Origin of the sequence: Streptomyces polygonati (assembly GCF_042650325.1) — a bacterium.
Lineage (GTDB): Bacteria > Actinomycetota > Actinomycetes > Streptomycetales > Streptomycetaceae > Actinacidiphila > Actinacidiphila polygonati.
Genome location: NZ_JBHSBB010000040.1, coordinates 1 through 26351 on the forward strand (window position 1 = coordinate 1; position 26351 = coordinate 26351).

General features: G+C 74.1%; 14 protein-coding genes. 13 read left to right on the top strand and 1 reads right to left on the bottom strand.

What is annotated here, in order from left to right:
* From ACFO3J_RS32585 to ACFO3J_RS32605, 5 genes are all read left to right on the top strand, one after another.
* A partial coding sequence (locus ACFO3J_RS32585; RefSeq protein WP_386437346.1) for a phosphopantetheine-binding protein occupies positions 1-561 on the top strand: 561 nt, incomplete at its 5' end.
* Positions 562-663: 102 nt separating this feature from the next.
* Complete coding sequence (locus ACFO3J_RS32590) at positions 664-1455, top strand: thioesterase II family protein (protein WP_386437349.1); 792 nt, start codon at positions 664-666, stop codon at positions 1453-1455.
* A gap of 152 nt (positions 1456-1607) precedes the next feature.
* The gene (locus tag ACFO3J_RS32595) at positions 1608-2645 is read left to right on the top strand and encodes a TauD/TfdA family dioxygenase (RefSeq protein ID WP_386437352.1); all 1038 of its coding nucleotides are present in this window, start codon (positions 1608-1610) and stop codon (positions 2643-2645) included.
* Between the two features lie 6 nt (positions 2646-2651).
* On the top strand, positions 2652-4460 hold the full coding sequence (locus ACFO3J_RS32600; RefSeq protein ID WP_386437355.1) for a non-ribosomal peptide synthetase: 1809 nt from the start codon (positions 2652-2654) through the stop codon (positions 4458-4460).
* 124 nt (positions 4461-4584) lie between these two features.
* Positions 4585-10971 carry a condensation domain-containing protein gene (locus ACFO3J_RS32605; protein WP_449343667.1) on the top strand — a complete coding sequence of 2129 codons (6387 nt, stop codon included), beginning with the start codon at positions 4585-4587 and terminating at the stop codon, positions 10969-10971.
* Between the two features lie 568 nt (positions 10972-11539).
* Here the strand turns inward: ACFO3J_RS32605 and ACFO3J_RS32610 are convergent.
* Complete coding sequence (locus ACFO3J_RS32610) at positions 11540-11761, bottom strand: hypothetical protein (RefSeq protein WP_386437361.1); 222 nt, start codon at positions 11759-11761, stop codon at positions 11540-11542.
* A 301-nt stretch (positions 11762-12062) separates the two neighbouring features.
* Here ACFO3J_RS32610 and ACFO3J_RS32615 point away from each other — a divergent pair, with 301 nt between their 5' ends.
* From ACFO3J_RS32615 to ACFO3J_RS32650, 8 genes are all read left to right on the top strand, one after another.
* A complete protein-coding gene (locus tag ACFO3J_RS32615; RefSeq protein ID WP_386437364.1) occupies positions 12063-19406 on the top strand; it encodes an amino acid adenylation domain-containing protein in 7344 nt (2447 codons plus the stop codon).
* 101 nt (positions 19407-19507) lie between these two features.
* On the top strand, positions 19508-19714 hold the full coding sequence (locus ACFO3J_RS32620; RefSeq protein WP_386437366.1) for an MbtH family protein: 207 nt from the start codon (positions 19508-19510) through the stop codon (positions 19712-19714).
* 238 nt (positions 19715-19952) lie between these two features.
* Positions 19953-20411: a cobalamin B12-binding domain-containing protein gene (locus tag ACFO3J_RS32625; protein ID WP_386437368.1), complete on the top strand. Its 459-nt coding sequence runs from the start codon at positions 19953-19955 to the stop codon at positions 20409-20411.
* Positions 20408-21706, top strand: coding sequence for a methylaspartate mutase (locus ACFO3J_RS32630; RefSeq protein ID WP_386437371.1), 1299 nt, complete (start codon positions 20408-20410; stop codon positions 21704-21706). Before ACFO3J_RS32625 ends, ACFO3J_RS32630 begins: the two co-directional genes overlap by 4 nt.
* 144 nt (positions 21707-21850) lie before the next feature.
* On the top strand, positions 21851-22885 hold the full coding sequence (locus ACFO3J_RS32635; RefSeq protein ID WP_386437374.1) for an asparagine synthetase A: 1035 nt from the start codon (positions 21851-21853) through the stop codon (positions 22883-22885).
* Positions 22882-24207, top strand: coding sequence for a glutamate synthase-related protein (locus ACFO3J_RS32640; protein ID WP_386437376.1), 1326 nt, complete (start codon positions 22882-22884; stop codon positions 24205-24207). The genes ACFO3J_RS32635 and ACFO3J_RS32640 overlap by 4 nt, the downstream gene beginning before the upstream one ends.
* A 226-nt stretch (positions 24208-24433) precedes the next feature.
* Positions 24434-24799, top strand: a complete 366-nt coding sequence (locus tag ACFO3J_RS32645) for a hypothetical protein (protein WP_386437379.1) — start codon at positions 24434-24436, stop codon at positions 24797-24799.
* 133 nt (positions 24800-24932) lie between these two features.
* A complete protein-coding gene (locus tag ACFO3J_RS32650) occupies positions 24933-26348 on the top strand; it encodes an MFS transporter (protein ID WP_386437382.1) in 1416 nt (471 codons plus the stop codon).
* The last annotated feature ends 3 nt before the right edge of the window (positions 26349-26351 follow it).

The following is a 26351-nucleotide window of genomic DNA, read 5'->3' on the forward strand; positions in this document are numbered from 1 at the left end:
CAAGCCACCATCACCACCCACCCCAACCACCACAACACCCCCCAACTCACCGCCCACATCACCACCACACCCGGATGCGAGACGGTTCCGCAGGAGTTCCGCGACTGGCTCAGGACCCAGCTCCCCGACCACATGATTCCGGCGTCGATCACCGTGCTGGACCGGATGCCGCTCACCGCCAACGGCAAGGTCGACAAGAGGGCGCTGCCGGCGCCGGTGTTCACCGCCGTCCAGGGGCGCGCTCCGCGGACCGCGGCGGAGGAGGTGGTGTGCGGGCTGTTCACCGACGTGCTGGCCAGCCCGGTGCCGCTCACCATCGACGACAACTTCTTCGATCTCGGCGGCCACTCGCTGCTGGCGGCCCGGCTGGCCGGGCGGGTCACCGCGGCGTTCGGCGCCCCGCTCACCATCCGTGACGTCTTCCTCAACCCCACCCCGGCCGCGCTGGCCGCGTACGTCGCCCTTCAGGGCAGCGCCGATGCCATCGGCGGCGCCAAGCCCAAGCGCGCCAGGCCCACCCTGCGCCGACGCACCGAGGCGGGCGCGCTGCTCACTCCCTGAGCGCCGCCCCGAGCCGGCGAGGCCGGCTCCCCCCACACACCGCCCGCACCCCTCGCGGGCCCGCGCCACTCGCAGCCCGCACCCTGACGAACGGAGTCCGTGATGAGTCCTGCCCAGAGCCCGCCGCCCGAGCCCGATGACGTCGTGTGGAACATCCCGGGTGACGCCCCGCAGCAGCGCGGCTCGCTGCTCGTGCTGCCGCACGCGGGCGGCAACGCCCATGCCTACGCGCAGTGGCGGCAGTATCTGCCGGCCGATGTGCGGCTGCTGATCGGCCAGTACCCGGGGCGCGGCGCCCGTTTCTCCGAGCCGCTGCCGGAGAGCATGGACGACCTGGCGGCGCCCGTCGTGGCCGCGCTGCCCGACGACACCGGGAATCTGGTGGTGCTCGGCCACAGCATGGGGTCGCTGGTGGCGTTCGAGGTGGTCAGGAAGCTTCAGGCGGCCGGTCGTACGCCGCGTGCCCTGATCGCCTCGGCGTGCCGCGCGCCGATCCTGCCCAATCCCAGCGCGGTACGGCCCGAGACCCTCGACGACGACGCGCTGGTGGCCGCCATCAAGGAACGGGGCGGCACCGACGACGGCATCCTGGACGAGCCGGAGCTGCGCGAGATCGTCCTGCCCTCGATCCGCGCGGATTTCGCCATCGACGACGTCTACCGGTGCGCGGTGCCGGACGTCACGGTCGACTGCCCGATCACCGTGATCGGCGGCAGTTCCGACCCGGTGGTGCCGGCCGACGCGCTGACGCACTGGGCGGAGATCACCCGCAGCGGCTTCGCGCTGGAGATCCTGCCCGGCGGTCACTTCTACTTCCAGCAGCAGCTGGACGCCTTCTTCGCGCTGGTCAACCCGGTCCTGGACGGCGTCCGCGCCCAGCCGCAGGCGGTCTGAGCGCGGCGCTGCCCGACCGCGCCGCCGCCGGACCGCCCTACCGAAGCGCCGGCCCGTCGCCGTAGGGCCAGGCCCGGCTCTGCCGTATCTCCCGCACCTCCTTGATCTCCTCCATCCCTTTCCACCGTCCATCTTCGAGCGAGGGACCCACCATGCCCGCCACCGCACACGCCACCGTCACCACGACCGGGATCGACCCGGTACGGGAGCCCGGCAAACCCGTCGTGGTCAACACCCCGTACTTCGACGGCCTGGAGCCGGCCGTCGCGTGGCTGACCGACCATCGCGCCGCCATCCAGGCGGAGTTGCACCGTTCCGGGGCCGTGCTGCTGCGCGGGGTGCCGGTCGGCGACGCCGCCGGCTTCGCCCAGGCCCGTGACGCGCTGATCGAGCGGCGCGCCGGCTACAAGGAGAAGGCCACCCCGCGCACCGACTTCGGGGAGGGCGTCTTCTCCTCGACGGATCTGCCGGCGATCCAGCCGATCCGGCTGCACAACGAGAACAGCTACACCCTGGACTTCCCCGGCGTGCTGCTCTTCGGCTGCGTGATCGCACCCGAGGAGGGCGGGGCCACCACCGTCGGCGACATGCGCGAGGCGCTGCGGCTGCTGCCGCCGGAGCTCGTCGAGCGGTTCGCGCGGGCCGGCTGGCTGCTGGAGCGCAACTACTCCGAACTGGCCGGTCTGCCCTGGTACAAGACCTTCGCCACCGACGACAAGGCGGTCGCCGAGGCGTACTGCGAGGAGAACACCGTCGGTTACGAGTGGCTGGAGGACGACGGCATGCGCACCCGGCAGCGGCGCTCGGCGATCGTCACCCACCCGGTGACCGGGGAGAAGTCCTGGTTCAACCACTTCGCGTTCTGGAACAGCCGTACTTTGGACCCGGACATCCGCGAGGTGCTGGTCGAGACCTACGGCGAGGGCGGCCTGCCGTTCAACACCTATCTGGGAGACGGCAGTTCACTCACCGACGCCGAGGTGGACGCCGTCAACGCGGTCTACGACCGGGTGACGGTGCGGGAGACCTGGCAGGCCGGCGACCTGATGCTGGTGGACAACATCCTGTGCGCGCACGGCCGCGAGGCGTACCGGGGCGACCGCAAGATCCTGGTGGCCATGGGCGAGCCGGTCGCGCTGGCCGACTGCCGTCCGGAGACCGCCCCTTCGACCGATCTGTTCGGGGAGTGATCCCGGATGACCGCCGTACTTCCTGAGCGCGCCCTGCGGGGCGCGACGACACCGGCCGCCGATCTGCTGGACCGCCTGGCGGCCGTACCGGCCGCGCGGGTGGCCGTGGTCGCGGACGGCCGCAGCCTGACCTTCGGCGAACTGCGGTCCGCAGCGGGCCGGTTCGCCGGCCGCCTTGCCGCGCGGGGCATCGGTCCGGAGAGCGTGGTGGCGCTGAGCCTGCCGCGCGGCGCCGACCTGGTGGTGGCGCTCATCGGCACCCTGACCGCGGGCGCGGCGTATCTTCCGGTCGACCCCAAGCTGCCCGCCGAACGGCGCCGTTACCTGGTGACGGACGCCGCCGCCGATCTCGTCGTGACCGCCGATGGTGCCGCCGAGCCGCTCGACGCGGGCGTGCCGCATCTGCCGGTGGGCGAACTCACCGACCCGGCGGGCGCGTTCGGCTTCGGACCGGTGCCGGTCACGGCCGGCACGCTGGCCTATGTCATCTACACCTCGGGGTCGACCGGCCGTCCGAAGGGCGTGGAGATCAGCCGAGGAGCCGCGTCCGCGCTGCTCGCCGAGCTGGAGGGCGCGGGCATCGCGGTGACCGACGGCGGGCGGGTCGGCTGGAACGCGTCGCCGTCCTTCGACGCCTCCGTTCAGCAGTGGGTGCGGCTGTGCCGCGGCGACGCCCTGGTGATGATCGACGAGGAGACCCGGGCCGATCCGGAACTGCTGGCCCGGCTGGTGGACGAGCAGGCGCTGACCGACCTGGACATCACCCCGTCGCACGCCGATCCGCTGCTGGACCTGCTGTCCGCCGACGGCGGGCCGCGACCCCTGACCCTGCTCGTCGGCGGCGAGGCGATCGGTCCGGTGCTGTGGGAGCGGATCGCCGAGCGGACCGCCGCCGGGGTGCTGCGCGCGGTGAACCTGTACGGCCCCACCGAGTGCACGGTCGACGCGACGGCGGGCTGGATCGACGGCGCCGCCGAGCAGCCACACATCGGTTCCGTACTGCCGGGTCTGCGGCTGCGGCTGCTGGACGAACGGCTGAATCCGGTGGGCTTCGGCCGGACCGGCGAGCTGTATCTGGCCGGTCCCCGGGTCGGCCGCGGCTACCGGGGCCGACCGGTGCTGACCGCCGAGCGGTTCGTGGCCGACACCGGCGGCACCGAGCCGGGCGGCGGGCGGATGTACCGCACCGGCGACCTGGCCCGGCTGCTGCCGGACGGCCGGCTGGTGTACGTGGGCCGGGCCGACGGCCAGGTCAAGCTGCGCGGTCACCGGATCGAGCTGCCGGAGATCGAGGCCGCCGTCACCTCCTACGACCAGGTGGCCGAGGCCGCCGTCCTGCTGCTGGACGACGTGAACGGCGCGCCCGGCCTGGTCGCCTACTACCGGGCCGGCGCCGCGGTGCACGAGGCGGCTCTGCGCGAGCGGCTGGCCGAGCGACTGCCCGCGTACATGGTGCCGTCGGCCTTCGTGGCGATGGACCGCTTCCCGACCACCACCAACGGCAAGCTGGACCGCGCCGCGCTGCCCGCCCCGGCGGCCGTTCCGGCGGCGGACACCGCCTCCAGCGGTGAACTCAGCGGGCCGGTGGAGGAGTTGATCGCCGGGGTCTGGCAGACCGTGCTGGGCGCGCCCAGGATCGGCCCGGACGACAACTTCTTCAAGCTCGGCGGTCACTCGCTGCTGGCGATCAAGCTGGTCTCCCGGGTCCGCGCCGAGCTGGGCGTGGCGCTGGCGGTCAAGGCGGTCTACGCCAACCCGCGGCTGCACGACCTGGCCGCGCACATCGAAGGGCTGATCGCGGCCAAGGAGCTGTAGGACCCGCCCGATCCGCCGCTCCGTTCGGCCCCGCCGGGACGCGGAGGGGCGTGCCCGCGCGGCACGCCCCTCGCCTCCCCCTGTCCCCGCTCCACTTCGCTCGGCTCACCTCCGGAGAATCACCGTGATCCCGTTGTCCTTCGCACAGCGTCGGCTGTGGTTCCTGAACCGGCTCGACGGCCCGTCCTCGACCTACAACGCGCCGGTCGTGCTGCGGCTGGACGGCGTACCGGAGCGGGACGCGCTCGACACCGCCATCGGTGACCTGGTCGCGCGGCACGAATCCCTGCGGACCGTGTTCCCGGCCGGCGCCGACTCCGAGCCGTACCAGCGCGTGCTGGAGGCGCCGGACATCCGGCTGGCCGTCGAGCACTGCCTGCCGGGCCGGCTGGACGCGCTCGTGTCGGCCTTCACCCGGCAGACCTTCGACATCACCGCACAACTGCCCCTGCGAGCCAAGCTGTTCGTGCCGGACGACGGCACCTCGGTCCTGGTGCTGCTGCTGCACCACGTCGCCACCGACGGCTGGTCGGTGCCGCCGCTGCTGCGGGACCTGGACACCGCGTACCGGGCCAGGTCCGGTGGGCGGGCGCCGGACTGGGAACCGCTGCCGGTGCAGTACGCGGACTACACCTTGTGGCAGCACGAGATGCTGGGCGACCCGGCCGATCCGGACACCGTGGCCGCCGAGGAACTGGCCTACTGGCGCGAAGCGTTGGCCGGGCTGCCCGAGGTCATCGAGCTGCCGGCCGACCGGCCCCGGCCTGCCGAACCCAGCCACCGCGGCGTCACGCTCACCGCCGGCCTCGGCGCCGGGGAGCACGAGGCGCTGCTGGCTCTGGCCAGGGCCCGCGGCGCGAGCCTGGTCATGGTGGTGCGGGCCGCGCTGGCCGCCGCGCTGTCGGCGGCGGGCGCCGGTGACGACCTGGCCATCGGGACCCCGGTCGCGGGCCGGCCCGAGGAGGATCTCCACGACCTGGTCGGCTTCTTCGTCAACTCCCTGGCACTGCGCGCCGATCTGTCCGGCGATCCGACCGCCGAGACACTGCTGGACCGGGTGCGGGACGCGGACCTGACCGCCTACGCCCACGAGAATCTGCCGTTCGACCTCCTGGTCGAGCACCTCAACCCGGAGCGCTCCCTGGGTCACCACCCCTTCTTCCAGGTGATGCTGACCGTCCAGCCCGCCGGGTCCGGTGTGACCGCACTCGGACCGCTGACCGCCCGGCTCGCGGACGCGGACCTGGCGGCGGCGAAGTTCGACCTGACCTTCACCTGCGTGCAGAGACAGCTCGCCGGCGGCAGGCCGGGCGGGCTGGAGCTCGGGGTGCAGTACGCGGTGGACCTGTTCGACGAGGAGACCGCGCGGCTGCTGCTGGAGGTGTTCGTCCGGGCGCTGCGGGCGTTCGCCGGGCGTCCGGCGGTACGGCTCGGCGCGCTGGAGCTGCTGTCCGCGGCCGAGTCGGCGGGCCTTGAGCAGCGCAGGAAGCGACGGGCGGCGCAGGAGGCGGAGGCGCCGGCCGAGAAGACGGCCGCGGCGGCCGGCCAGAGCGTGCTGTCGCCGCGCGAGGAGATCCTGTGCGGGCTGTTCGCCGAGGTCCTGGGCCGGGACCGGATGGGTCCTGACGACAACTTCTTCCGCTCCGGCGGCCATTCGCTGCTCGCCAGCAAGCTGGTCAACCGGATCAGGGCCGCCCTCGGTGTGGAGGCGGGCATCCGCGACCTGTTCCTCGCGCCCACCCCGGCCGGGCTGCACCTCCGGATCGAGCAGCAGGACGCCACGACGGCGGCCCGGCCGCCGCTGCGCGCGCTCACGCCCGACGAACGCCCCGATCTGATCCCGCTCTCCTACGCCCAGCGCCGGCTGTGGTTCGTGGACCAGCTCGAAGGCGCCGGCAGCGCCTACAACATCCCGCTGGTGCTCCACCTGGACGGCTCGCTCGACCCGGCCGTCCTCGCCGACGCGCTGGCCGACGTGGCCGCACGGCACGAGGTGCTGCGCACTCGCTACCCGGCGGCGGCCGGGCAGCCGCACCAGGTGGTGGCGACGGCGGTGCGTCCCTCGCTGGACGTGATCGAGACCAGCCCGGAGAGTCTGCCGGCGGCGGTCGCCGCGGTCTCCGCGCACGTCTTCGACCTGGCCGCCGACATCCCCTTCCGCGCCTGGCTGCTGGACCCCGGGACGGGCCGTGGCCAGACGCTGGTGCTGCTCGTCCACCACATCGCCGCCGACGGCTGGTCCACCGGGCCGCTGCTGGCCGACCTGGCGCGCGGCTACGCGGCCCGGGCGACGGGCCGGGAACCCGACCTCTCCCCGCTGCCGGTCCAGTACGCCGACTACACCCTCTGGCAGCAGGCGGTGCTGGGATCGGCGGCGGACGGCGACAGCCGGACCGCGCGCCAACTCGACTACTGGCGCACGGCGTTGGACGGCCTGCCGCCGGTCACCGACCTGCCCGCCGACCGGCTGCGGCCGACCGAGCCCAGCGGGCGCGGTGCCACCCTGACCGCGCCTTCGCTGGACGCCGCGGCACACAGCGGACTGCTGGCGCTGTCCCGGGCCGGCCGGACCACGCTGTTCATGGTGCTGCGCTCCGCACTGGCCACCGCCTTGTCGGCGGCCGGAGCGGGCGACGACCTCGCCATCGGCACTCCGGTCGCCGGCCGCCCCCACCAGGATCTGCACGACCTGGCCGGCCTGTTCGTCAACACCCTGGTGCTGCGGACCGACATGACCGGTGAACCGTCGATCCGGACGCTGATCGAGCGGGTCCGTGAGGCCGACCTGGCGGCCTACGCCAACGAGGATCTGCCGTTCGACCTGCTGGTGGAGGCCCTCAACCCGGACCGCGCGCTCGGCCAGCACCCCTTCTTCCAGGTGATGCTGACGCACCAGCAAGAGACCGCCGACGCAGTGGTGTTGGGTGGCCGCACCGCGCGGCTCACCTCCACCGACCTGGCCGCGGCGAAGTTCGACCTCACCTTCCACTGCGCCGAGAGGTACACGCCGGACGGGCAGCCGGACGGGCTCGAACCCGGTGTGCAGTACGCGGTCGACCTGTTCGACGAGGAGACCGCCGGGCTGCTGCTCGGCCTGTTCGTCCGGGCGCTGGAGGCGTTCTCGGCCGCCGACCCGGACGCGCCGGTCAGCGGTCTCGTCCCGCCCACCGAGGAAGAGGCCCGCGGTCTTGCCGAGCGCCGCCGGCGGTTGGCCGCCGCCCGCGCAGCCGCCGCCGAAACGGCAGCCGCGCCGGCCCCAGCCGGTGCTGCGGCCCGCTCCGGGGTCTCACCGCGCGAGGAGATCCTGTGCGGGCTGTTCGCCGAGGTGCTGGACCGCGACGCCATGGGTCCTGACGACAACTTCTTCCGCTCCGGCGGCCATTCGCTGCTCGCCAGCAAGCTGGTCAACCGGATCCGTACGGTGCTCGGCGCCGAGGTCGGCATCCGTGACCTGTTCCTGTTCCCCACCCCGGCCGGCCTGCACGAGCGGATCGGGCGGCAGGACCCCGCGGCCGCCGCCCGGCCGCCGCTGCGGGCGCTGCCGCCCGGTGAGCGCCCGGAGCGGGTGCCGCTGTCGTACGCCCAGCGCCGCCTGTGGTTCGTCAACCAGTTGGAGGGCCCCGGGGCCACCTACAACATCGCGGTCGTCCGCCGTCTGCGCCGCCCGCTGGACCCGGCGACGCTCGGCGAGGCGCTGGCCGATGTCGCCGCGCGGCACGAGGTGCTGCGGACCGTCTATCCGGTGCTGGACGGCGAGCCGTACCAGCGGGTGCTGGACGGCGTCCGCCCGTCGCTCGTGGTGGAGCGGATCGGGGCGAGGCGGCTGGCGGCGGCCGTGGACGAGGCCGCCGGGCACGTCTTCGACCTGGCCGCCGATGTCCCGTTCCGGGCCTGGCTGTTCGAGCCGGCCGAGCATATCGGCGGGCGCGACGGGCGCGACGGGGGCGACGGGGGCGACGGGGGCGACGGCCAGACCCTGGTCCTGCTGCTCCACCACATCGCGGGCGACGGCTGGTCGCTGGACTGCCTGCTCGCGGATCTGGCGCACGCGTACGCCACTCGGGCGGCCGGAGACGCCCCGCGCTGGGAGCCGTTGCCCGTGCAGTACGCCGACTACACCCTGTGGCAGCGGCAGTTGCTCGGCCGGGACGACGGCGGCCGGGGACTGATGGCACGTCAGCTCGCTCACTGGGCAGCAGAGTTGCGGGACCTGCCGCCGGTGCTGGACCTGGTCACCGACCGCCCGCGGCCGGCCGAGCCCAGCGGGCGGGGCGCGCTCACCCCCTTCCAGCTGGATGCCGCCACCCACCAGGCGCTGGCCCGCACCGCCCAGGCGTGCGGCGCTACCGTGTTCATGGTGGTCCAGGCGGCGTTGGCCGCCCTGCTGACCCGGCACGGAGCGGGCACGGACGTGGCGCTGGGCACCACCGTCGCCGGGCGCGGGGACGACGCGCTCAGCCCGCTCGTCGGCTTCTTCGTCAACACCCTTGTGCTGCGCACCGACACGAGCGGCAACCCGGAGTTCGCCGATCTCGTCCGACGGGTGCGGGACACCGACCTGGCCGCCTACAGCAACCAGGACGTGCCCTTCGACCGGCTGGTGGAGCACCTCAGCCCGCACCGCTCCTCGGCCCACCACCCGCTGGTGCAGGTCATGCTCCAAGTGCAGGCCGCCGGGCCGGCCGCCGACCCCGGGTCCCCGCTGGCGGGCGTCCAGCTTCCGGTCGGCGCGGACAGCGCCAAGGCCGATCTGACCTTCGCGCTGACCGAGACACGCGACGCGGCGGGTGCGGCGGGCGGAGTGGCCGGGGTGCTGGAGTACGCCACCGATCTCTTCGACGCCGCGACGGCCCGGCTGCTCGCCGAGCGGCTGGTCATCACCCTGCGGGCCGTGGCCGCCGACCCGGCGGCGCGGATCGAGGACGTGGACTACGGCGGCGCGGCGCCGGCCCCCCTTCCGTACGGCCCCGGACGGCCGGTGCACGAGGTCTTCGCGGACCTGGCACGCCGGACCCCGGACCGGACAGCCGTGAGCTGCGGCGATGACGCCCTCACCTACGCCGAACTCGACGCGCGCGCGACGGCGTTGGCGCGCGGCCTGCTGCGGGAGGGCGTCCGGGCCGACGACGTGGTCGGTATGCTGCTCGAACGCGGTCCACGGCAGGTCGCGGCGGCCTTGGCCGTGCTCAAGTGCGGCGCCGCGCCCGCTCTGCTGGACCCGGACGGGGACACGGCGGAGGCGCTGACCGCGCTGGGCTGCGCCGCGCTGCTCACCCGGCGCGCGCTGGAGCGCAGGTCGGGCGCGGGACGGCTGCTGCCGGTGCTGCGTCTGGAGCGGCTGGAACGCGCGGAGCCCGGGCAGTTCGCCGGGCCGCGGCTGCCGGCCGTCCACCCGCTGGACGCCGCGGCGGTCAGCCTCGCGGTGGACGACGACGGCTCGCTCCACGCGGTCCGGATCACCCATCGCACACTGAGCGGCGCGGTCGTCCGCCGACCGGAGCGCCGGGTGGTGGACACCGCGGTCGGCGCGGAGGCATTCGTCCGGGCGCTGTGGGACGGCCTGCTGAGCGGTGCCGGCTGCGTGCTGGGCGCGGTACGGCCGCTGAGCGCGCTGCCCGCCTCCGGCGGCGGCCATCTGGTGCTCGACCGGTCGCTGAGGCCGGTGCCCGCCGGAGTGCCGGGCGATCTGTACGTGCGCGGGTCGTCGCCGGGCGACGGCTTCCCGGCCCGGCCCGGCCGGACGGCCCGGGTGTATGTGCCTGATCCTTTCGGGCGGCCCGGCGGCCTGATGGTCCGTACGGGCAAGCGCGCGGTGCTGGACGCCGCGGGCCGGCTGCTGCCGGTCGGCCCCACCGACGGTCCGGTGGTCGGCGGCTACCGGATGGACACCGTACGGGTCGAGCGGGAGCTCACCGAGCACCCGGCGGTGGCGGAGGCGGCCGTGCTGATCCGCCCCGGCGACGGGACGGAGCCGCGACCGGTCGCCTACGTGGTGCCGGCCGGGCAGCTGCCCATCGGGGAGGCCGAGGTGCAGACCTGGCTCGCCGAACGGCTGCCGGACTACCTCGTCCCCTCGGCGGTGGTGCGCCTCACCGCGCTGCCGGTCCGCGCCGACGGCCGCCTCGATGACCGGGCGCTGCCCGCTCCGGGCAGCGCCCCCACCGACACCGGGACCGGAACGTCGGAGCGGCCGGGCGACCGCTGGGAAGAGCCGCTGTCCCGGCTGTTCAGTGAGGTGCTCGACGGCAAGAAGATCGGGACCGACGACAACTTCTTCCGGGTCGGCGGCCACTCCCTGCTCGCGGTCCGCCTGGTCAACCGGGTCCGGGCGGAGCTCGGCCAGGACATCACCCTGCGCGATGTCTTCCGCCATCCCACCGTCTCGACCCTCGCCCAGTGGCTCACGGCGGCGACCCTCTCCGAGTCCGACGCCCCCATTCCCCCGACTCCGCCGCCACTCCGCCCGACCCTGCGCCGCCGCACCAGCGGGGGCAGCCGGATGCGCGCGTAGTCGCTCCGCTCCGGACCAGGGCCCGGCCGGCCTCCCGCCGGCCGGGCCCTGCGCGGGTTCGCAGCACGGCGGTTCGTTCGCGTGTCCGACGCGGGGACCGCCGGTCAACCGGCCCGGACCGGTCTGGGTGACGGCGTCGGCGTCGGCGACGACTTGGCGCCGGGCGATGCTCGCCCACCACCGGATAGCGCGGCAGCTCCGACTGCCGCCGTGTCCTCATACCGCTCGCTCCCGGTCGGTCCGGCAGATCCGCGCGTACTCGATCCGCCACGGAGCAGGGCCCGCCGACCTCCCGCCGCGCCAGGACCCCGCCCAGGCCGGGAGGCGACGCGGAGGCCGGCCCGCCCACCGCCGCAGAGCGATCGGGGTCGGCGGCGTCGGCGACTACTGGCACCCGGCGGCGCCGTGCCCGCACCGTGCGGCATACAGGCCGCACGCGGCTCGGCCCGAACGCGCGGACCGGACACCGCCTCCCCCCGATGAACTCCAGCGGGTGCCGCACGACTGCCCCGCGGCCTCAACACCTCCCGGGTGGAGGGCGGTTACGGCGGGCTCCCGGCGCGACCGGTCACTCGGCGGGCTGCGCCCGTGCCAGCAGTTCCGCGATCCGCGCGTCCACCTGGTCGCGGTCGTAGCCCCTCCCCCGGGTCCGGAACTGCGGCGGTCGCGCCGCCGCGCCCTGGCCGAGGGAGCCGAGGTGGTCGAGGTAGTCGAGGTAGCGGTCGACCTCGCCGCGGTCGTAACCGTGCCGCGTCAGATCGAAACCCCGGAACTCGGAGGACAAGGACATCGGGCCGCCTTTCGTGCGTTCGCGCCTGCGCCCAGTCTGCTGGACCCGGTGTCCGGTGGTTCAACGCCCACGCGCCGAACGGCACTTCGCGGCGGCACTCCGGGGGCCGAAGGTGCCGCTCGGGGTGCCTTTCGGGGCCGGGGCGCGTACCTAGCCTGGGAGCACGGAGCGGGAGGACGGAAGCGCGCGGTCTCCCTGTTTTCGTCCCGCACTGCTTGCCGGTCGCGGCCGGGCCCGCCAAGGCCCGCGCCGGGGCCGGGAGTTCCGTCACACCATTGTCCCCTTGTCTGGAGGAACCGCGATGCCCCCGAACGGCCAGCCGCCGACCGCGAACGATTCTCAGGAGTTGGGCGAGGACGACCCGTCCGACATCTCCGCCGTAGTGGACGGGGGGCCGGCCGTGGAGCCGGCGCCGCCGGTGACGGAAAGGATCGCCGCGCGCAGCCTGGCCGCGCCCGAGCGGCCCGCGGTCGTGGCCGGTGCCCGCACGGTGACGTACGGGGAGCTGGCGCTCGCGGTGGCCTTCCGGGCGGACGAGCTGGCGGCGGCGGGCGCCGGGCCGGGGCGGCTGGTGGCCGTGCACCGGCAGCGCGGGGTCGAGGCGATCGTCTCGCTGCTGGCGGTGCTGCGGACGGGGGCGGCCTATCTGCCGCTCGACCCGGGCGCGCCGGCCGCGCGCAATGCCGCGATCCTGGCCGACGCCTGCGGGCAGGCAGCCCCGCCCACGGAGCAGGAGCTGGCCGCGGGCGACGCGGTCCTCGCCGGGCCGGGCGTCGAGGAGGGGACCGCCTACGTCATCTACACCTCGGGGTCGACCGGGACGCCGAACGGCGTGGTGGTCGGCCGGGAGGCGCTGGCCCACTTCACGGCCGGCGCCGGCGAGGTCTACGGGATCGGCGCCGACGACCGGGTGCTGCAGTTCGCCCCGCTGCACTTCGACGCGAGCGTCGAGGAGATCTTCGTGACGCTCGGCGCGGGCGGCACCCTCGTCCTGCGCGACGACGACATGCTGGACGTGGCGGGCCTGCTGGCGGGCTGCGTCCAGCACGGGATCACGGTGCTGGACCTGCCCACCGCGTACTGGCACGAGGTGGCCCACGCCCTGGCGTCGGGCACGGTCGAACTGCCGTCCGCGCTGCGTACGGTGATCATCGGCGGCGAGGCCGCGCTGCCGGAGCGGGTGGCGCAGTGGTGCGAGGCGGCCGGCGACCGGGTGCGGCTGCTCAACACCTACGGCCCGACGGAGGCCACCGTCGTCGCGACGGTCGCCGATCTGTCCGGCTACGAGGACGGTCCGATCCCGATCGGCAGGCCGCTGCCGGGCGTTCGCGCGGCCGTCGTGGACGGCGAACTGCTCCTGCTCGGCGGCGGCTTGGCCCGCGGCTATCTCCACCGGCCGGAGCTGGACGCCCGCCGGTTCACCGAGTGGCAGGGCCGGCGCGCCTATCGCACCGGCGACCTGGTGACGGTGCTCCCCGACGGCCAGCTCGGCTACCGGGGCCGCCGCGACGACGAGGTGAAGATCAACGGGCACCGGATCGACCCGGCGTCGGTGGAATCGGTGCTCTCCGGCCATGCCGGGGTACGTGAAGCAGCCGTGGTGGCACAGGAGTCGGCCGAAGGCGTCAAGCGGCTGGTGGCCTTCGTGGCCGCCGACGGCGTGGGCGTCGAGGAGCTGCGGGCCCTGGTCCGCGAGCAGTTGCCGCCGGCCGCCGTCCCGAACGCGATCGGACTGGTCGGCGCGCTTCCCCGGACCAGCTCGGGGAAGATCGACCGCAAGCTGCTGCGGATCACCGGCGTCGCGCGGGTGCGCAGCGCCGCGCCGCGCGAAACGCCGGACCTGGTCGCGGACTTCGACGGGGAGCTGCTGCCCGAGGAGGACCGGGTGCCGCTGTCGTTCGCCCAGCGCCGCCTGTGGTTCCTGAACCGGCTCGAAGGCCCGTCCTCGACCTACAACGCCCCGATCGTGCTGCGGCTGGACGGCGTACCCGACCGGGACGCGCTGGAGGCGGCCCTCGCGGACCTCGTGGCCCGGCACGAAGTGCTGCGCACGGTGTTCCCGGCGGCGGACGCGGAGCCGTACCAGCACGTGCTGGAGGATCCGCCGACCCGGCTGGCGGTCCGGACGTGCGACCCGGCCGACATCGGTGCGCGGGTGGCCGACCTCACCGGTGAGGCGTTCGACATCACCTGCCAACTCCCGCTGCGCCCCACGCTGCTGCTGCCGGGCGACGGCACGGCGGTGCTGGTGCTGCTGCTCCATCATGTCGCGACCGACGGCTGGTCGGTGGCGCCGCTGCTGCGCGACCTGGGCGCCGCCTACGACTCCCGCGCCGCCGGGCACGGCCCGCGATGGGAGCCGCTGCCGGTGCAGTACGCCGACTACACCCTGTGGCAGCACGACATGCTCGGTGACCCCGGCCGGGAGGAGAGCCTGGCACATCGGCAACTCGGCTACTGGCGGGAGGCATTGGCGGGCCTGCCGGCCGTCGTCGATCTTCCGGCCGACCGGCCGCGGCCAGCGGAGCCGACCAACGAGGGGGCCACCCTGGTCGGACGGCTGGACGCGGATGTCCAGCGGCGGCTGCTGGACCTGGCCGAGCGGACCGGGGCGAGCCTGCTGATGGTGCTGCAGACCGGGCTGGCCCTCGCGCTCGCGGCGGCCGGGGCGGGCACCGACATCGCGATCGGCACCCCGGTCGCCGGGCGCGGCGACGACGCCCTCGACGACATGGTGGGCTTCTTCGTCAACACCCTTGTCCTGCGGACCGACGTGTCGGGTGACGTGGCGACCCTCGCCGAACTGGTGGCGCGGGTCCGGGACGCTGACCTGGCCGCCTACGCCCATCAGGAGGTGCCCTTCGACCTGGTGGTGGAGTACCTCAACCCGGAGCGCTCGCTGGCCCACAACCCGTTCTTCCAGGTGATGCTGACCGCGCAGGGCGGACGGGCCGACGGCGAGGACAGCGTCGGGCTGGGCGACTTCAGCGGGCGGTTCATGGAAACCGGCCTGGACCCGGCGAAGTTCGACATCAGCGCGTCCTGTGTGGACCTCACCGACCCGCGGGGCGCCGCGGCCGGACTCGAGGTGTGGTGGCAGTACGCGGTCGACCTGTTCGAGCACGACACCGCCCAGCTGCTGCTGGAGCTGTATCTGCGGGCGCTGCGCGCCCTGGCGGACACCCCGGACGCGCGGCCCTCCCGGCTCGCCCTGCTCATCGAGCAGGAGAGCGGCGAACTGGCCGCACGCCGTGAGCGGGCCGCGGCCGCCCGGGCCGCCGGGCCGGCGCCGGTCGCGGTCCGCACCGGGATCTCACCGCGCGAGGAGATCCTGTGCGGGCTGTTCGCCGAGGTCATCGGCGCCGAACGCATCGGTCCCGACGACGACTTCTTCACCGCCGGCGGCCACTCGATGATGGGGGTGCGGCTGATGAACCGCATCCGGACGGTGCTGGGCGTGGAGGTGCGGATCAGGGATCTGTTCCTGGCGCCGACGCCGGCCGCGCTGGCCCGGCGGATCGCCCGGCTGGCGGTGAGCGACGACCGGCCGCCGCTGGTCCCGGCCGAGCGGCCCGAGCGGGTGCCGATGTCGTACGCGCAGCTCCGGCTGTGGTTCATCGACCAGTTGGAGGGGCCGGGCCGCTCGTACAACATCCCCTTCGCGCTGCGTCTGGACCGGCCGCTGGACCCGGAGGTGCTGGCCGACGCGCTCGCGGACGTCGCCGGGCGCCATGAGGCGCTGCGGACGGTCTACCCGGCGCCGGACGGCCGCCCCTACCAGAAGGTGCTGACCGGTGTCAGGCCCGAGCTCCAGGTGGTCCGTACCACCCCGGAGCGGGTGGCCGGGGCGGTCGACGCCGCGGCCGGTCATGTCTTCGACCTGGCCGACGAGATTCCCTTCCGGGCCTGGCTGATCGAGGCCGCTACCGGGAGCGCGGGCACCGGCGCCGGTACGGCACACGCTCGTCCGCCGGCCGCCGCTTCGACCGCCGCCCCGGGGACGGACGGCACGGACGGGACGGACGGCACGGTCACGCAGACCCTGGTGCTGCTGCTCCACCACATCGCCACCGACGGCTGGTCCACCGACCCGCTGCTGGACGACCTCGCCGAGGCCTACACCGCCCGGGCGGCCGGCCGGACCCCCGGCTGGCAGCCGCTGCCGGTGCAGTACGCCGACTACACCCTGTGGCAGGACCGCACGCTGGGCAGCGCCGACGACCCCGGCAGCGCGACCGCGCGCCACCTGGCCTACTGGAAGCAGCAGCTGGCGGACGCCCCGCCGGTGCTGGAGCTGCCCGCCGCCAGGACCCGGCCCGCCGACAGCTCGCACGCCGGCGCCCAGGCGCCGCTGTCGCTCGACGCCGACACCCACCGGCGGCTGGCCCGGATCGCGCACGCGGGCGGCGCCACGCTGTTCATGGTGGTGCAGGCGGCGCTGGCCGCCACGCTGACCCGGCACGGCGCCGGCACCGATCTGCCGCTCGGCACCGTGGTGGCGGGCCGCGACGACGAGGCGCTGGACCGGCTGGTGGGCTTCTTCGTCAACACCCTCGTGCTGCGGTGCGACACCTCGGGCAGCCCGACCTTCACCGAACTGCTGGCCCGGGTGCGGGAGACCGACCTGGCCGCGTACGCGCACCAGGATCTGCCCTTCGACCGGCTGGTGGAGCATCTCAACCCGCAGCGGTCGACCGCCCATCACCCGCTGGTGCAGGTGATGGTCCAGGTCCATCCGGCCGAGGACACCGCGGTGAAGGACACGCCGCTGGCCGGCACCCCGGTGGGCTTCGAGACGGGCTTCACCAAATTCGACCTCACGCTGTCGCTGTGGGAGACCAAGGACGCGGCGGGCGGACCGGGCGGGCTGTCCGGTGTGCTGGAGTACGCCACCGAGCTGTACGACGCGGCCACCGCCGAGTCGTTCGCCGAGCGGCTGGCCCGGGTGCTGCGGGCGGTCGCCCGGGCGCCGGAGCGTCCGGTGGACGACATCGACCTGCTGACCGCGGCCGAGGAGCACCTGCTGGTCACCGAGTACAACGACACCGCGACACCGCTCACCGACGTCGGCCTGGTGCACGAGGTGTTCGCCGCGCGGGCCCGCCGCGACCCGGACCGCATCGCCGTCTCGTACGAGGACGACACCCTGACCTACGGCGAACTCGACGCGTCGGCCAATGTCCTGGCGCACCGGCTGATCGCGGCCGGGGTGGTCAGGGGCGGCGCGGTCGGGGTACTGATGGACCGGGTGCCGGACCTGGTGGTGGCGGCGCTGGCGGTGGCCAGGACCGGAGCCGCGTATGTGCCGGTGGACCCGCGGCTGCCGGACACCCGGGTGCGGATGATGATGGAGGACGTCGGCGCGGCCGTACTGCTGACCCGCGGCGGTCATCCGGACTCGCCGGCCGTCATCGGCGAGCTCGCCGCCGGGACGCGGGTGCTGACCGCCGACTCCCCGCCGCCACCCGGCACTTCGGACCGCGCTCCGGGTGTGTCGGTGGGCGAGGACGATGTCTTCTACGTGATGTTCACCTCCGGCTCCACCGGCCGGCCGAAGGGCGTCGGGGTCACCCACCGCAATGTGGTGGAGCTGGCCGCCGACCGGGTGTGGAGCCCGGCCAGCCACCGCAGGATGCTGGTGCATTCGGCGATCGGCTTCGACGCCTCCACCTACGAGCTGTGGGTGCCGCTGCTGAACGGCTGCCAGTTGGTGATGGCCCCGGGCGACGGCACCGATGTCGCCGAGATCGACCGGACGGTGCGGACCTACGACGTGACGGCCGCGTACTTCACGATGGGCCTGTTCCACATCATGGCCGACGAGGGGCTGAGCACGCTGGCGCGGCTGCGCGAGGTGTGGACGGGCGGCGACGTGGCCTCCCCCGAGGCGCTGAAGCGGGTGCTGGACCACTGCCCGGACACCACCGTGGTGCACTCCTACGGCCCGACCGAGACCACCTTCGCCTCGCACTACCAGCAGTTCCCGGCCGGGCGGCGGGACTTCCGCGGCGTGTACCTGGGTGTGCCGATGGACAACACCCGGATCCATGTGCTGGACGACCGGCTGCGGCCGGTGCCGCCCGGGGTGCCCGGCGAGATGTACGTGGCCGGCTCCCATGTGGCGCGCGGCTACACCGGCCGTCCCGGGCTGACCGCGGAGCGGTTCGTCGCCGACCCGTTCGGCTCGGACGGCGGGCGGATGTACCGCACCGGCGACCTGGTGCTCTGGCAGCCGGACGGTGAACTGCGCTTCCTCGGGCGGGCCGACGGCCAGGTGAAGCTGCGCGGCTTCCGCATCGAGCCCGGCGAGATCGAGGCGGTGCTGTCCCGGCACCCGGCGGCCGGGCAGACCGCGGTGGTGGTGCGCGAGGACCGGCCGGGTGACAAGCGGCTGGTGGCCTATGTGGTGCCGCGCGCGGGCACCTCCGTCACCGAGGCGGAGTTCCTGGCCGCGGCCGGCCGCGAACTGCCGTCCCACATGGTGCCGTCGGCGGTCGTCCTGGTGGAGAGCATCCCGCTGACCGTCAACGGCAAGCCGGACCGCAAGGCGCTCCCCGCGCCCAAGCTGCGCTCGGCGCCGTCCGGCCGCCGGCCGCGCAACCCGCGTGAGGAGGTGCTGTGCGGGCTGTTCGCGGAGATCCTGAATGTGCCCGGTGTCGGTATCGACGACAACTTCTTCGCGCTGGGCGGCCATTCGCTGCTCGGAGTGCGGCTGATGAGCCGGATGCGGACCGCGCTGGGCGTCGAGCGGACCGTACGCGACCTGTTCCGCTCCCCCACCCCCGCGGGGCTGCTCGGCGACGGAGCGGAGGCCGGCGACCCGATGGGCGTACTGCTCCCGCTCAGCCCGCGCGGCACCCGGCGGCCCCTGTTCTGCGTCCACCCCGGGACCGGCGTCGGCTGGTCGTACGCCGGTCTGGCCCAGCATCTGGGCACCGACCAGCCGCTGTACGCGCTGCAGACCAGGGCGCTGCGCGAGCCCGACTACTCGCCGCGGGACGTGGAGGAGATGGCCGAGGAGTATCTGCGGCGGATCCGCCAGGTGCAGCCGTGGGGTCCGTACCGGCTGCTCGGCTGGTCGTTCGGCGGCACCGTCGCGCACGCCATCGCGGCGCTGCTGGCGAAGACCGGTGAACGGGCCGAGCTGATCGCGATGATGGATGTGCGTCCGATGCCGCCGCAGCGGCAGCGGGTCCGCCTCACCGAGGCCGACAAGCGGGACGTGCTCTTCGCCGAGCAGGACGACGGGGGCAACAAGCCGTTCGACCTGGCGGCCGGTGTGGAGCGGATGCGGCGGCGCGACATGGTGCTGGCCGACTTCTCCGACGAGGAGATCAAGGGGGTCATCGCGGCCTCCTTCGACCACGCGGAGATCCTGCCGATGTACCACCCGACCCGGGTCGCCACCGAACTGCTGTTCTTCACCGCGCGGCAGCCGCTCGACCCCGGCGACTCCCTGGCCCAGGAATGGGCGCCCTTCATCGACGGTCCGGTGGAGAACCACGGAATCGACTGCCCGCATCTGCGCATGGCGGAGACGGAGCCGATGGCGCACATCGGACGGGTACTGGCCGAGAAATTGCAGAGCCTCGACACAGCGCAGAGCGCCGACGCCGACGAGCCGGCCCTGTCGCCGAATATGTGAGACATTCCGGCAGCACATCCCAGGAAAAACCCGGATCCCCCAGCTTTTCCGACTTCCCCGACTTCCCCGCAATTCCCGACGAGCACGAGGAGAACATTACAATGACGAATCCCTTCGACGACAACGAGGGCACCTTCCACGTCGTGGTCAACGAGGAGAACCAGCACTCGCTGTGGCCGGCCTTCGCCCCGGTCCCGGCCGGCTGGACGGCCGTGTTCGGCGAGACCAGCCGGGACGAGGCGCTGGCCTACGTCGAGGAGCACTGGACGGACATCCGCCCCAGCAGCCTGGTCGCCAGCTACAGCTGATCGCTGTCCCGAAGGCCGTTTCCGGCAGCACTCGCCGTGCTGCCGGAAACGGCCTTTCCCTTTTTCCGGACGTGTGCCGGGACATCGCCGGAAAACCGCCACCCGCGCCCGGAGCGGCGCATTCCGGCTTCCGCCTTTCTGCCGCCGGAACTTCCTCCCGGCGAGGTGGCAGCCGCTTATATTCGTTTCTACGCAGTGAGGAATCCCCCCGTTCCTCGACGACTTCCGGAGACATCACATGGCGCTCGCCCAGCCCGGTCTGAAGGTCCTGGTGACCGGTACCGCATCGGATTCCCACACCTGGAACCTGGTCTACCTCCAGTTGTTCATCGAGGAGCTGGGGCACCGGGTGGCCAATCTCGGCCCGTGCGTACCGGCGGACCTGCTGACCCGCGGCTGCCGCCGGCACCGGCCCGACCTGGTGGTGATCAGCAGTGTCAACGGCCACGGCTACCGCGACGGACTGACCGCCGTCACCCGGCTGCGGGCCGAACCCGACCTGGCCGCCGTCCGGGTGGTGATCGGCGGCAAGCTCGGGGTCGCCGGCGAGCGGAACCCGCGGCGCGCGGCGCGGCTGCTCGCGGCCGGCTGCGACGCTGTCTTCGACGACGGGGACCTCGATCAGCTGCGGGAGTTCGTGACGGCGCTGGGCGACGGCCGGCGGCACACCGCCGTGCCCGCCGGGACCACGGCGTGAACGCGCCCGCCGCCGCTTCCTTCGGCGGCTTCGTCGCCGCCGCCGCGGCGGCCGGGCAGCTGGTGGTGCAGCCCCGGATGGGCTTCGGCCAGCCGCACCGGATGCGCGGCGGTCTGGAGCGCACCCGTTTCGCCGCGGCCACCACCGTGGGCACCTTGACCATCGACAGCTACACCAGGGTCGGCGACCTGGCCGCCGCGCGCGCCGCGCTCACCGAAGGCGCGGCGCTCAACGGCTATCCGATCGCCACCCACTCCACCGCCACCACCCGCGCGCTGCTGGACGGCGTCCACGACGCGTCCTTCCCGGTCCAGGTACGGCACGGCTCCTCCCGGCCGGAGACCATCATCCGCGCCCTGGCGGCGGCCGGCCTGGACGCCACCGAGGGCGGCCCGGTCTCCTACTGCCTCCCCTACGGCCGCACCCCGCTGGCCGAGTCGGTCGACAACTGGGCGCGTGGCTGCGAACTGCTGGCACGGCTCGTGCCGGCGCCGCGGGTGCCGCACCTGGAGACCTTCGGCGGCTGCATGCTCGGCCAGCTCTGCCCGCCCGGACTCCTGGTGGCGATCAGCCTGCTGGAGGGGATGTTCTTCGCCGAGCACGGGATCCGGGAGATCTCGCTCAGCTACGCCCAGCAGACCTCCCCGGCGCAGGACATCGAAGCGGTACGGGCGCTGCGGCGGCTGGCCGCGGAGTTCCTGCCGCCCGGCGTGGACTGGCATGTGGTGCTCTACACCTACATGGGTGTCTACCCGCTGACCGAGGCCGGCGCCCACCGGCTGCTGCGCGCCTCGGCGCGGCTCGCGGTGCGGGCCGGGGCGCAGCGGCTGATCGTGAAGACGGCCGCGGAGTCACGGCGTATCCCCACCGTCGGGGAGAACGTGACGGCGCTGGAGACCGCGGCCGCCGCCGCGCTGGCCGAACAGCCGCTGGACGAAGGCTCGCCGGACCCCGACAGCGAGGTGTACACGCAGGCCCGGGCCTTCGTGGAAGCGGTGCTCGGGACGGGCAAGGAGACCGGGGCCGCGTTGCGGACCGCCTTCGCCCGCGGCTATCTGGACGTCCCCTACTGCCTCCACCCGGACAACGCCGGCCGCTCGCGCAGCTTCATCGACGGCGCCGGACGGCTGCGCTGGTCCCGGGTGGGCGCGATGCCGATCACCGCCGACCCGGTGCCGCCGGGCACGTCCGCCGCGCTGACCGCCGACGGACTGCTCCGGGCGCTGTACGCCGTCGCCGGCCGCTTCGACCGCGCGGACCCCGAACTCCCGGACCGGCCGGACGGCCCCGACTGACCGGAGCCGTTCGCACGCCCTCCGACCGCCCCGCCGGCCGGACGAGTTCGGACCGCCCGACCGGGAGGACCGCGCCCAGCGGACCCCCGAGCTTCAGCAAACCCGCAACCCCCTGGAACGACAACCGACCTACCGGGAGCCGAGATGCAGCAGCGTGACGTCACCCAGGCCGACGCGCCGACGGAAGGAGGCCCGACCGGCGTCCCCGTACCGCCGCCGCTCGGGGAGCACCTGCGCTCGCCCCGACTGCGGGCCGCCATGGTCGTCCAGCAGGAGGCGCTGTACGCGGCGCGGGAGTTCCTGCGCGAGCGGGGGTTCACCGAACTGCTGCCGCCGCTGGTGGGTCCGGTGACCGACCCGGGCGGACGGGGTGCGAAGGCGCTCGACGTGGACTACTACGGGCAGCCGTACAAGCTGATGACCAGCGCCATCCTCTACAAGCAGGCCTCGCTGCGCGGCTTCGGCAAGCTCTTCTACATCGCGCCCAATGTGCGGGTCGAGCCGCCGGAGACCGCCGGGACCGGACGGCACCTCGTCGAATTCCACCAGATCGACGTGGAGATGGCCGGCGCGAGCCGGGACGACGTGCAGGAGATCGCGGCGGGCCTGCTGAGCCGGGTCGTCGCGCATGTGTGGCGGACGGTGCCGGACGTACTGCGTGGACTCGGCCGGGACGAGCTGGACTTCGCGGAGACGCTGGACGGCAAGTTCGACGGGTGCACCCACGAGGAGGCGGTGGCGCGGCTGGCCGGGCGCGGGCACCGGCAGAGCCCGGACGCCGAGATCGACTGGGCGGGCGAGAAGCTGCTGTCGCTGGAGGCCGACCGGCCGTTCTTCATCAACGACTATCCGAAGGGCTCGCGCGGCTTCTACGACCGCGAGGACCCCGAACGCCCCGGTGTACTGCGGAACTTCGACCTGATCGCGCACGGCGGTTACGGCGAGCTGGTCAGCGGCAGCGAGCGCGAGGCGGACTACGCCACGATCGTCACCCGGATGCGGGAGAGCGGCGAGAACCCGGCGAAGTACGCCTGGTATCTGGACATGGCCCGTGAGGGGATCCCGGCGAGTGCGGGTTTCGGCATGGGAGTGCAGCGGCTGGTCCGCTTCCTCACCGGCCTCGACGCCCTGTGGCAGGTCAGCGCCTACCCGAAACTGCCCGGGGTGATCGCGCCGTGACCGGGCTGCGAGCGGCCGGCTTCCCCGAGCAGGCGGTCAGGGCGCGGGCCCGGCGCGGCACCGCCGAGGTGTTCCCGCCGGCCGACGCCTACGGCGGCGAGCTGTTCGGCTCCGACCCGGAGGGCGGCGGACAGCTGCCCTTCGCCGGGGACGAATTGGACCAGGCGCGGCTGGTGCCACCGGTGTTCATGCCGCGGCGGCTGGAGAAACTGATCGAGCTGGGTCGCGAACCGCTCTGGGACGATGTGGAACTGGCGACCGCGGTCGGCGGCTTCAGCAGTCGGCTCCCGCTGTATCTGAGCGCGTTCGGCTCCACCCGGGCGGGCAGCGGCGACCTCGGGGTCGCGGCCGGCCGGCAGGCCGCGCGGCTGGGCATCCCGATGGTGATCGGCGAGAACATGGTCCCGGTCCACGGCTACCGGCGCGGTGACGAAGCCGGAACGAGGTCCGCGCTGTTGAACCGGATCGCCGCTTACGCCGAGGAGGTCGCCGACGGCGTCGGCGGCGTGGTCGTCCAGCAGTCCACCGAGGACGCGGACAGCGAGGTGTGGAACCTCGTCTACAGCGATCCGGGCACCCGCCCGCTGCTGGAGTCGGGCCGGCTGGGCTTCGAGCTGAAGATCGGTCAGGGCGCCAAGCCGGGCCTGGGCGGGATGACAGTGGTCGGCGCGGCCGAAGCGGCCCGGCTGGCCGGGCGGTTCGCGGTCCGCGACCTGCTCGGCGGCGGCGGGGAAGAGGGCGAAGCGGCGGCCTACCGGCTGCGCTGCGCCAGCCCGGGGACCTTCACCGAGGAGATCGTCCGGCAGCAGCTGCGCTTCATGCGGAACAACTTCCCCCGGGCGAGAACCTGGGTGAAGTTCCACCCGGGGCGGGATGTCGCCGAGGCGGCGGCGACCGCCTGGCGGGCCGGAGCGGACGCGGTGACCGTCGACGGCGCCGAGGGGGGTACGGGCTGGGCGCCGCGGGTCTTCCTGGACCAGGTGGGGCTGAGCCTCACCGAGTGCCTGCGCCGTATCGGCCGTCCCGCCGGTTGCCTGCTGGCCTCCGGGCGCGTCTGGGAGGGCGGCCGGGCGGTTCGCGCGCTGGCGCTCGGCGCCACCGCCGTTGGCCTCGGCCGCGCCGCCCTCGTGGCTGTCGACGAGGACCCGCGGGACGGCCTGGTCCGCCTGGTCGAGGGCCTCGCCCTGGAAGCCAGGCTGCTGATCAGCGCGCTCGGCAAGTACAGCGCCGACTCGCTGACCGCGGAGGACGTCTGGTTCCCCGGCGCACCCGCCGCCCCCGCCCCGCACCCGTCCTTCGCCCCGGCGGGCGGCGCCTCATGACCGCCGCCGGCCCCCGGCCGCCCGAGCCGGCCCCCAGCCGTCCGCTCCGACGGGCCGTCACCGCCGTGGCGGGCACGGCCGGTCCGGGGCCGCAGACCACCGGGGCGCCCGGCCTCCGCGGCCGGCGGCCGAGCCCGGTCGCCGCCCTCAGCACTGTCGGCGAACTCCTCGGACTGATCATGGCCACTCCCCGGCCCGCGCCGGGCCGGGCGCAGGGGGTGCCGCGGTGAGCGGGCCCCGGGCGCCCGCCCGGAGCACGGCGCCCGCGTCGGACGGCCCGGTGACCGCGCGGGCCGCGCACGGCCGGTGTTCGGTGCGGGCCCGGTTCTCGCTGTCGGAGCTGCCGGTGGTCGTCGTGTATCCGCCTCAGGCGACCTGGGCCGGGGCGGCCGCCGCGCGGGCGCTCGCGGTGGCGGGCCGCTCGTACCTCGGCGGCCGGCTCCAGCTGCGCACCTACGGCGCCGGGCCGTACCCCGCCCGGCTGGTGCGGGCCGTCGCGGCGGCCCAGCGGCGGGCCGCGACGCTCGCTGTCGAGTCCACCCTGCGCGGCGGGCGCGGCACCGCCCGGGTCCGGGTCCGCTGCCGGTCCTGACCCCGACGGCCCGTCGGACACCCGGGCCCGCGCAACGCACCCCGACCCCGCCCGCGGCCCCACCCCGCACGTGCTTCCTTTCCTGTCCCGCAGTTCCGCCACCTCCCCCATCCTCCACAGAACAGGTGATCGCATGGACACGACGCCCTCCAGCGGGGCACCCGCCCCCCAGCGCACGATGAATGTGCACTGGGGCAAGGTGGGCGCGCTCGTCAGCGGCCAGGCGATGGTGCAGGGCGGCAGTTACGCCCTGCTCATCGCGATGAACTGGACCGCCGTGCAGATCGGCGGCGCGAGCGCCGTGAGCATGCTGATGCTCGCCTCGACGATCCCCCGCGCGCTGATGCTCATCTTCGGCGGCGCCGTCAGCGATCTGCTCGGTCCCCGCTATGTACTGGTGCGCACCACCGCCGCGCGGGCCGCGGTGCTGATCGGCGGCGCGGTGGTGGCGGCCTCCACCCAGCTGCTGTGGCCGCTGATGCTCGTCGCCCTGGTGGAGGGCTCACTGCTGGGCCTGGCCGGACCCGCGTCGAGTGTGCTGATGCCGCAGCTCGCCGCCCGCGAGCACCTGGGCCGGGCCAACTCCCTGTACTCGATGGTGCTGCGGCTGGCCCCCATCGCGGGCGCGCCGATCGGCGCCTGGCTGATCAGCGTCGGCCAACTCTGGCAGGCGCTGCTGGCGGCGGCCGGGACCGGCGTGTTCTGGCTGGCCTGCCTGCTCTATGTGACCCACGGGTTCAAGCCGCCGCGCCGGGACGCCGGTGTGTCGCTGTTCAAGCGCTCGGCCGACGGCATCCAGCTGCTGGTCCGCAACTCCCGGCTGCGCTGGATGTTCCTCGCCTCCTTCTGCCTGGACCTGGCGTTCGGCTGGCCGGCCGACGTGGCGCTGCCGTCGCTGGTGGACCAGCGCGGCTGGGGGGTGGGCGCGGTGGGTGTGGTGCTCGCCGCGTTCAGCGTGGGCGCGCTCGGCTCCAGCGCGGTGGGCGCGATCATGGCGCACCGCATCTCGATGTTCGTACGGCTGGTGGCGACCGGTCTGGGGCTGGCCGTCGGCATCCTGGTGATGGCACTGATGCCCACCGTGCTGTCGCTGACCGTGGTGGCCGCCGGGGTGGGCCTGCTGTCCGGGCTCAACGGCCCGGCGATCGTGACCGTCTACCAGCAGTCCGCCCCCGAGTCCCGGATGGGCGCCGCGATGTCGACGCTGTCGCTGTCCGGCATCGGGGTGGGCCCGATCTCCATCGCGATCTTCAGCAGCCTCGCCCTGGGTCTCGGCGTGCAGACGACCTGGCTGATCTGCGGCACGGTCGCCTTCTTCTCCCCGTTCGCCGCGCTGGTGGCGCTGCGTCAGCCGGTCCAGCTCGGCGAGCCGGGCGACACGGACGACCCTGCGGCGCAGGCGGCCGGCCAGGCCGGCGCGCAGGCCGCGGTCACCGCGTCCGTACGGTCCGACCGGCCCGACCCCGACACGACGCCGCTCGCCGCACCGCCGGCCACCGGCGCCCCCGCACCTGCCGACGTCCCGGAACCCCTCCCCGCATCCGTGTGAGGC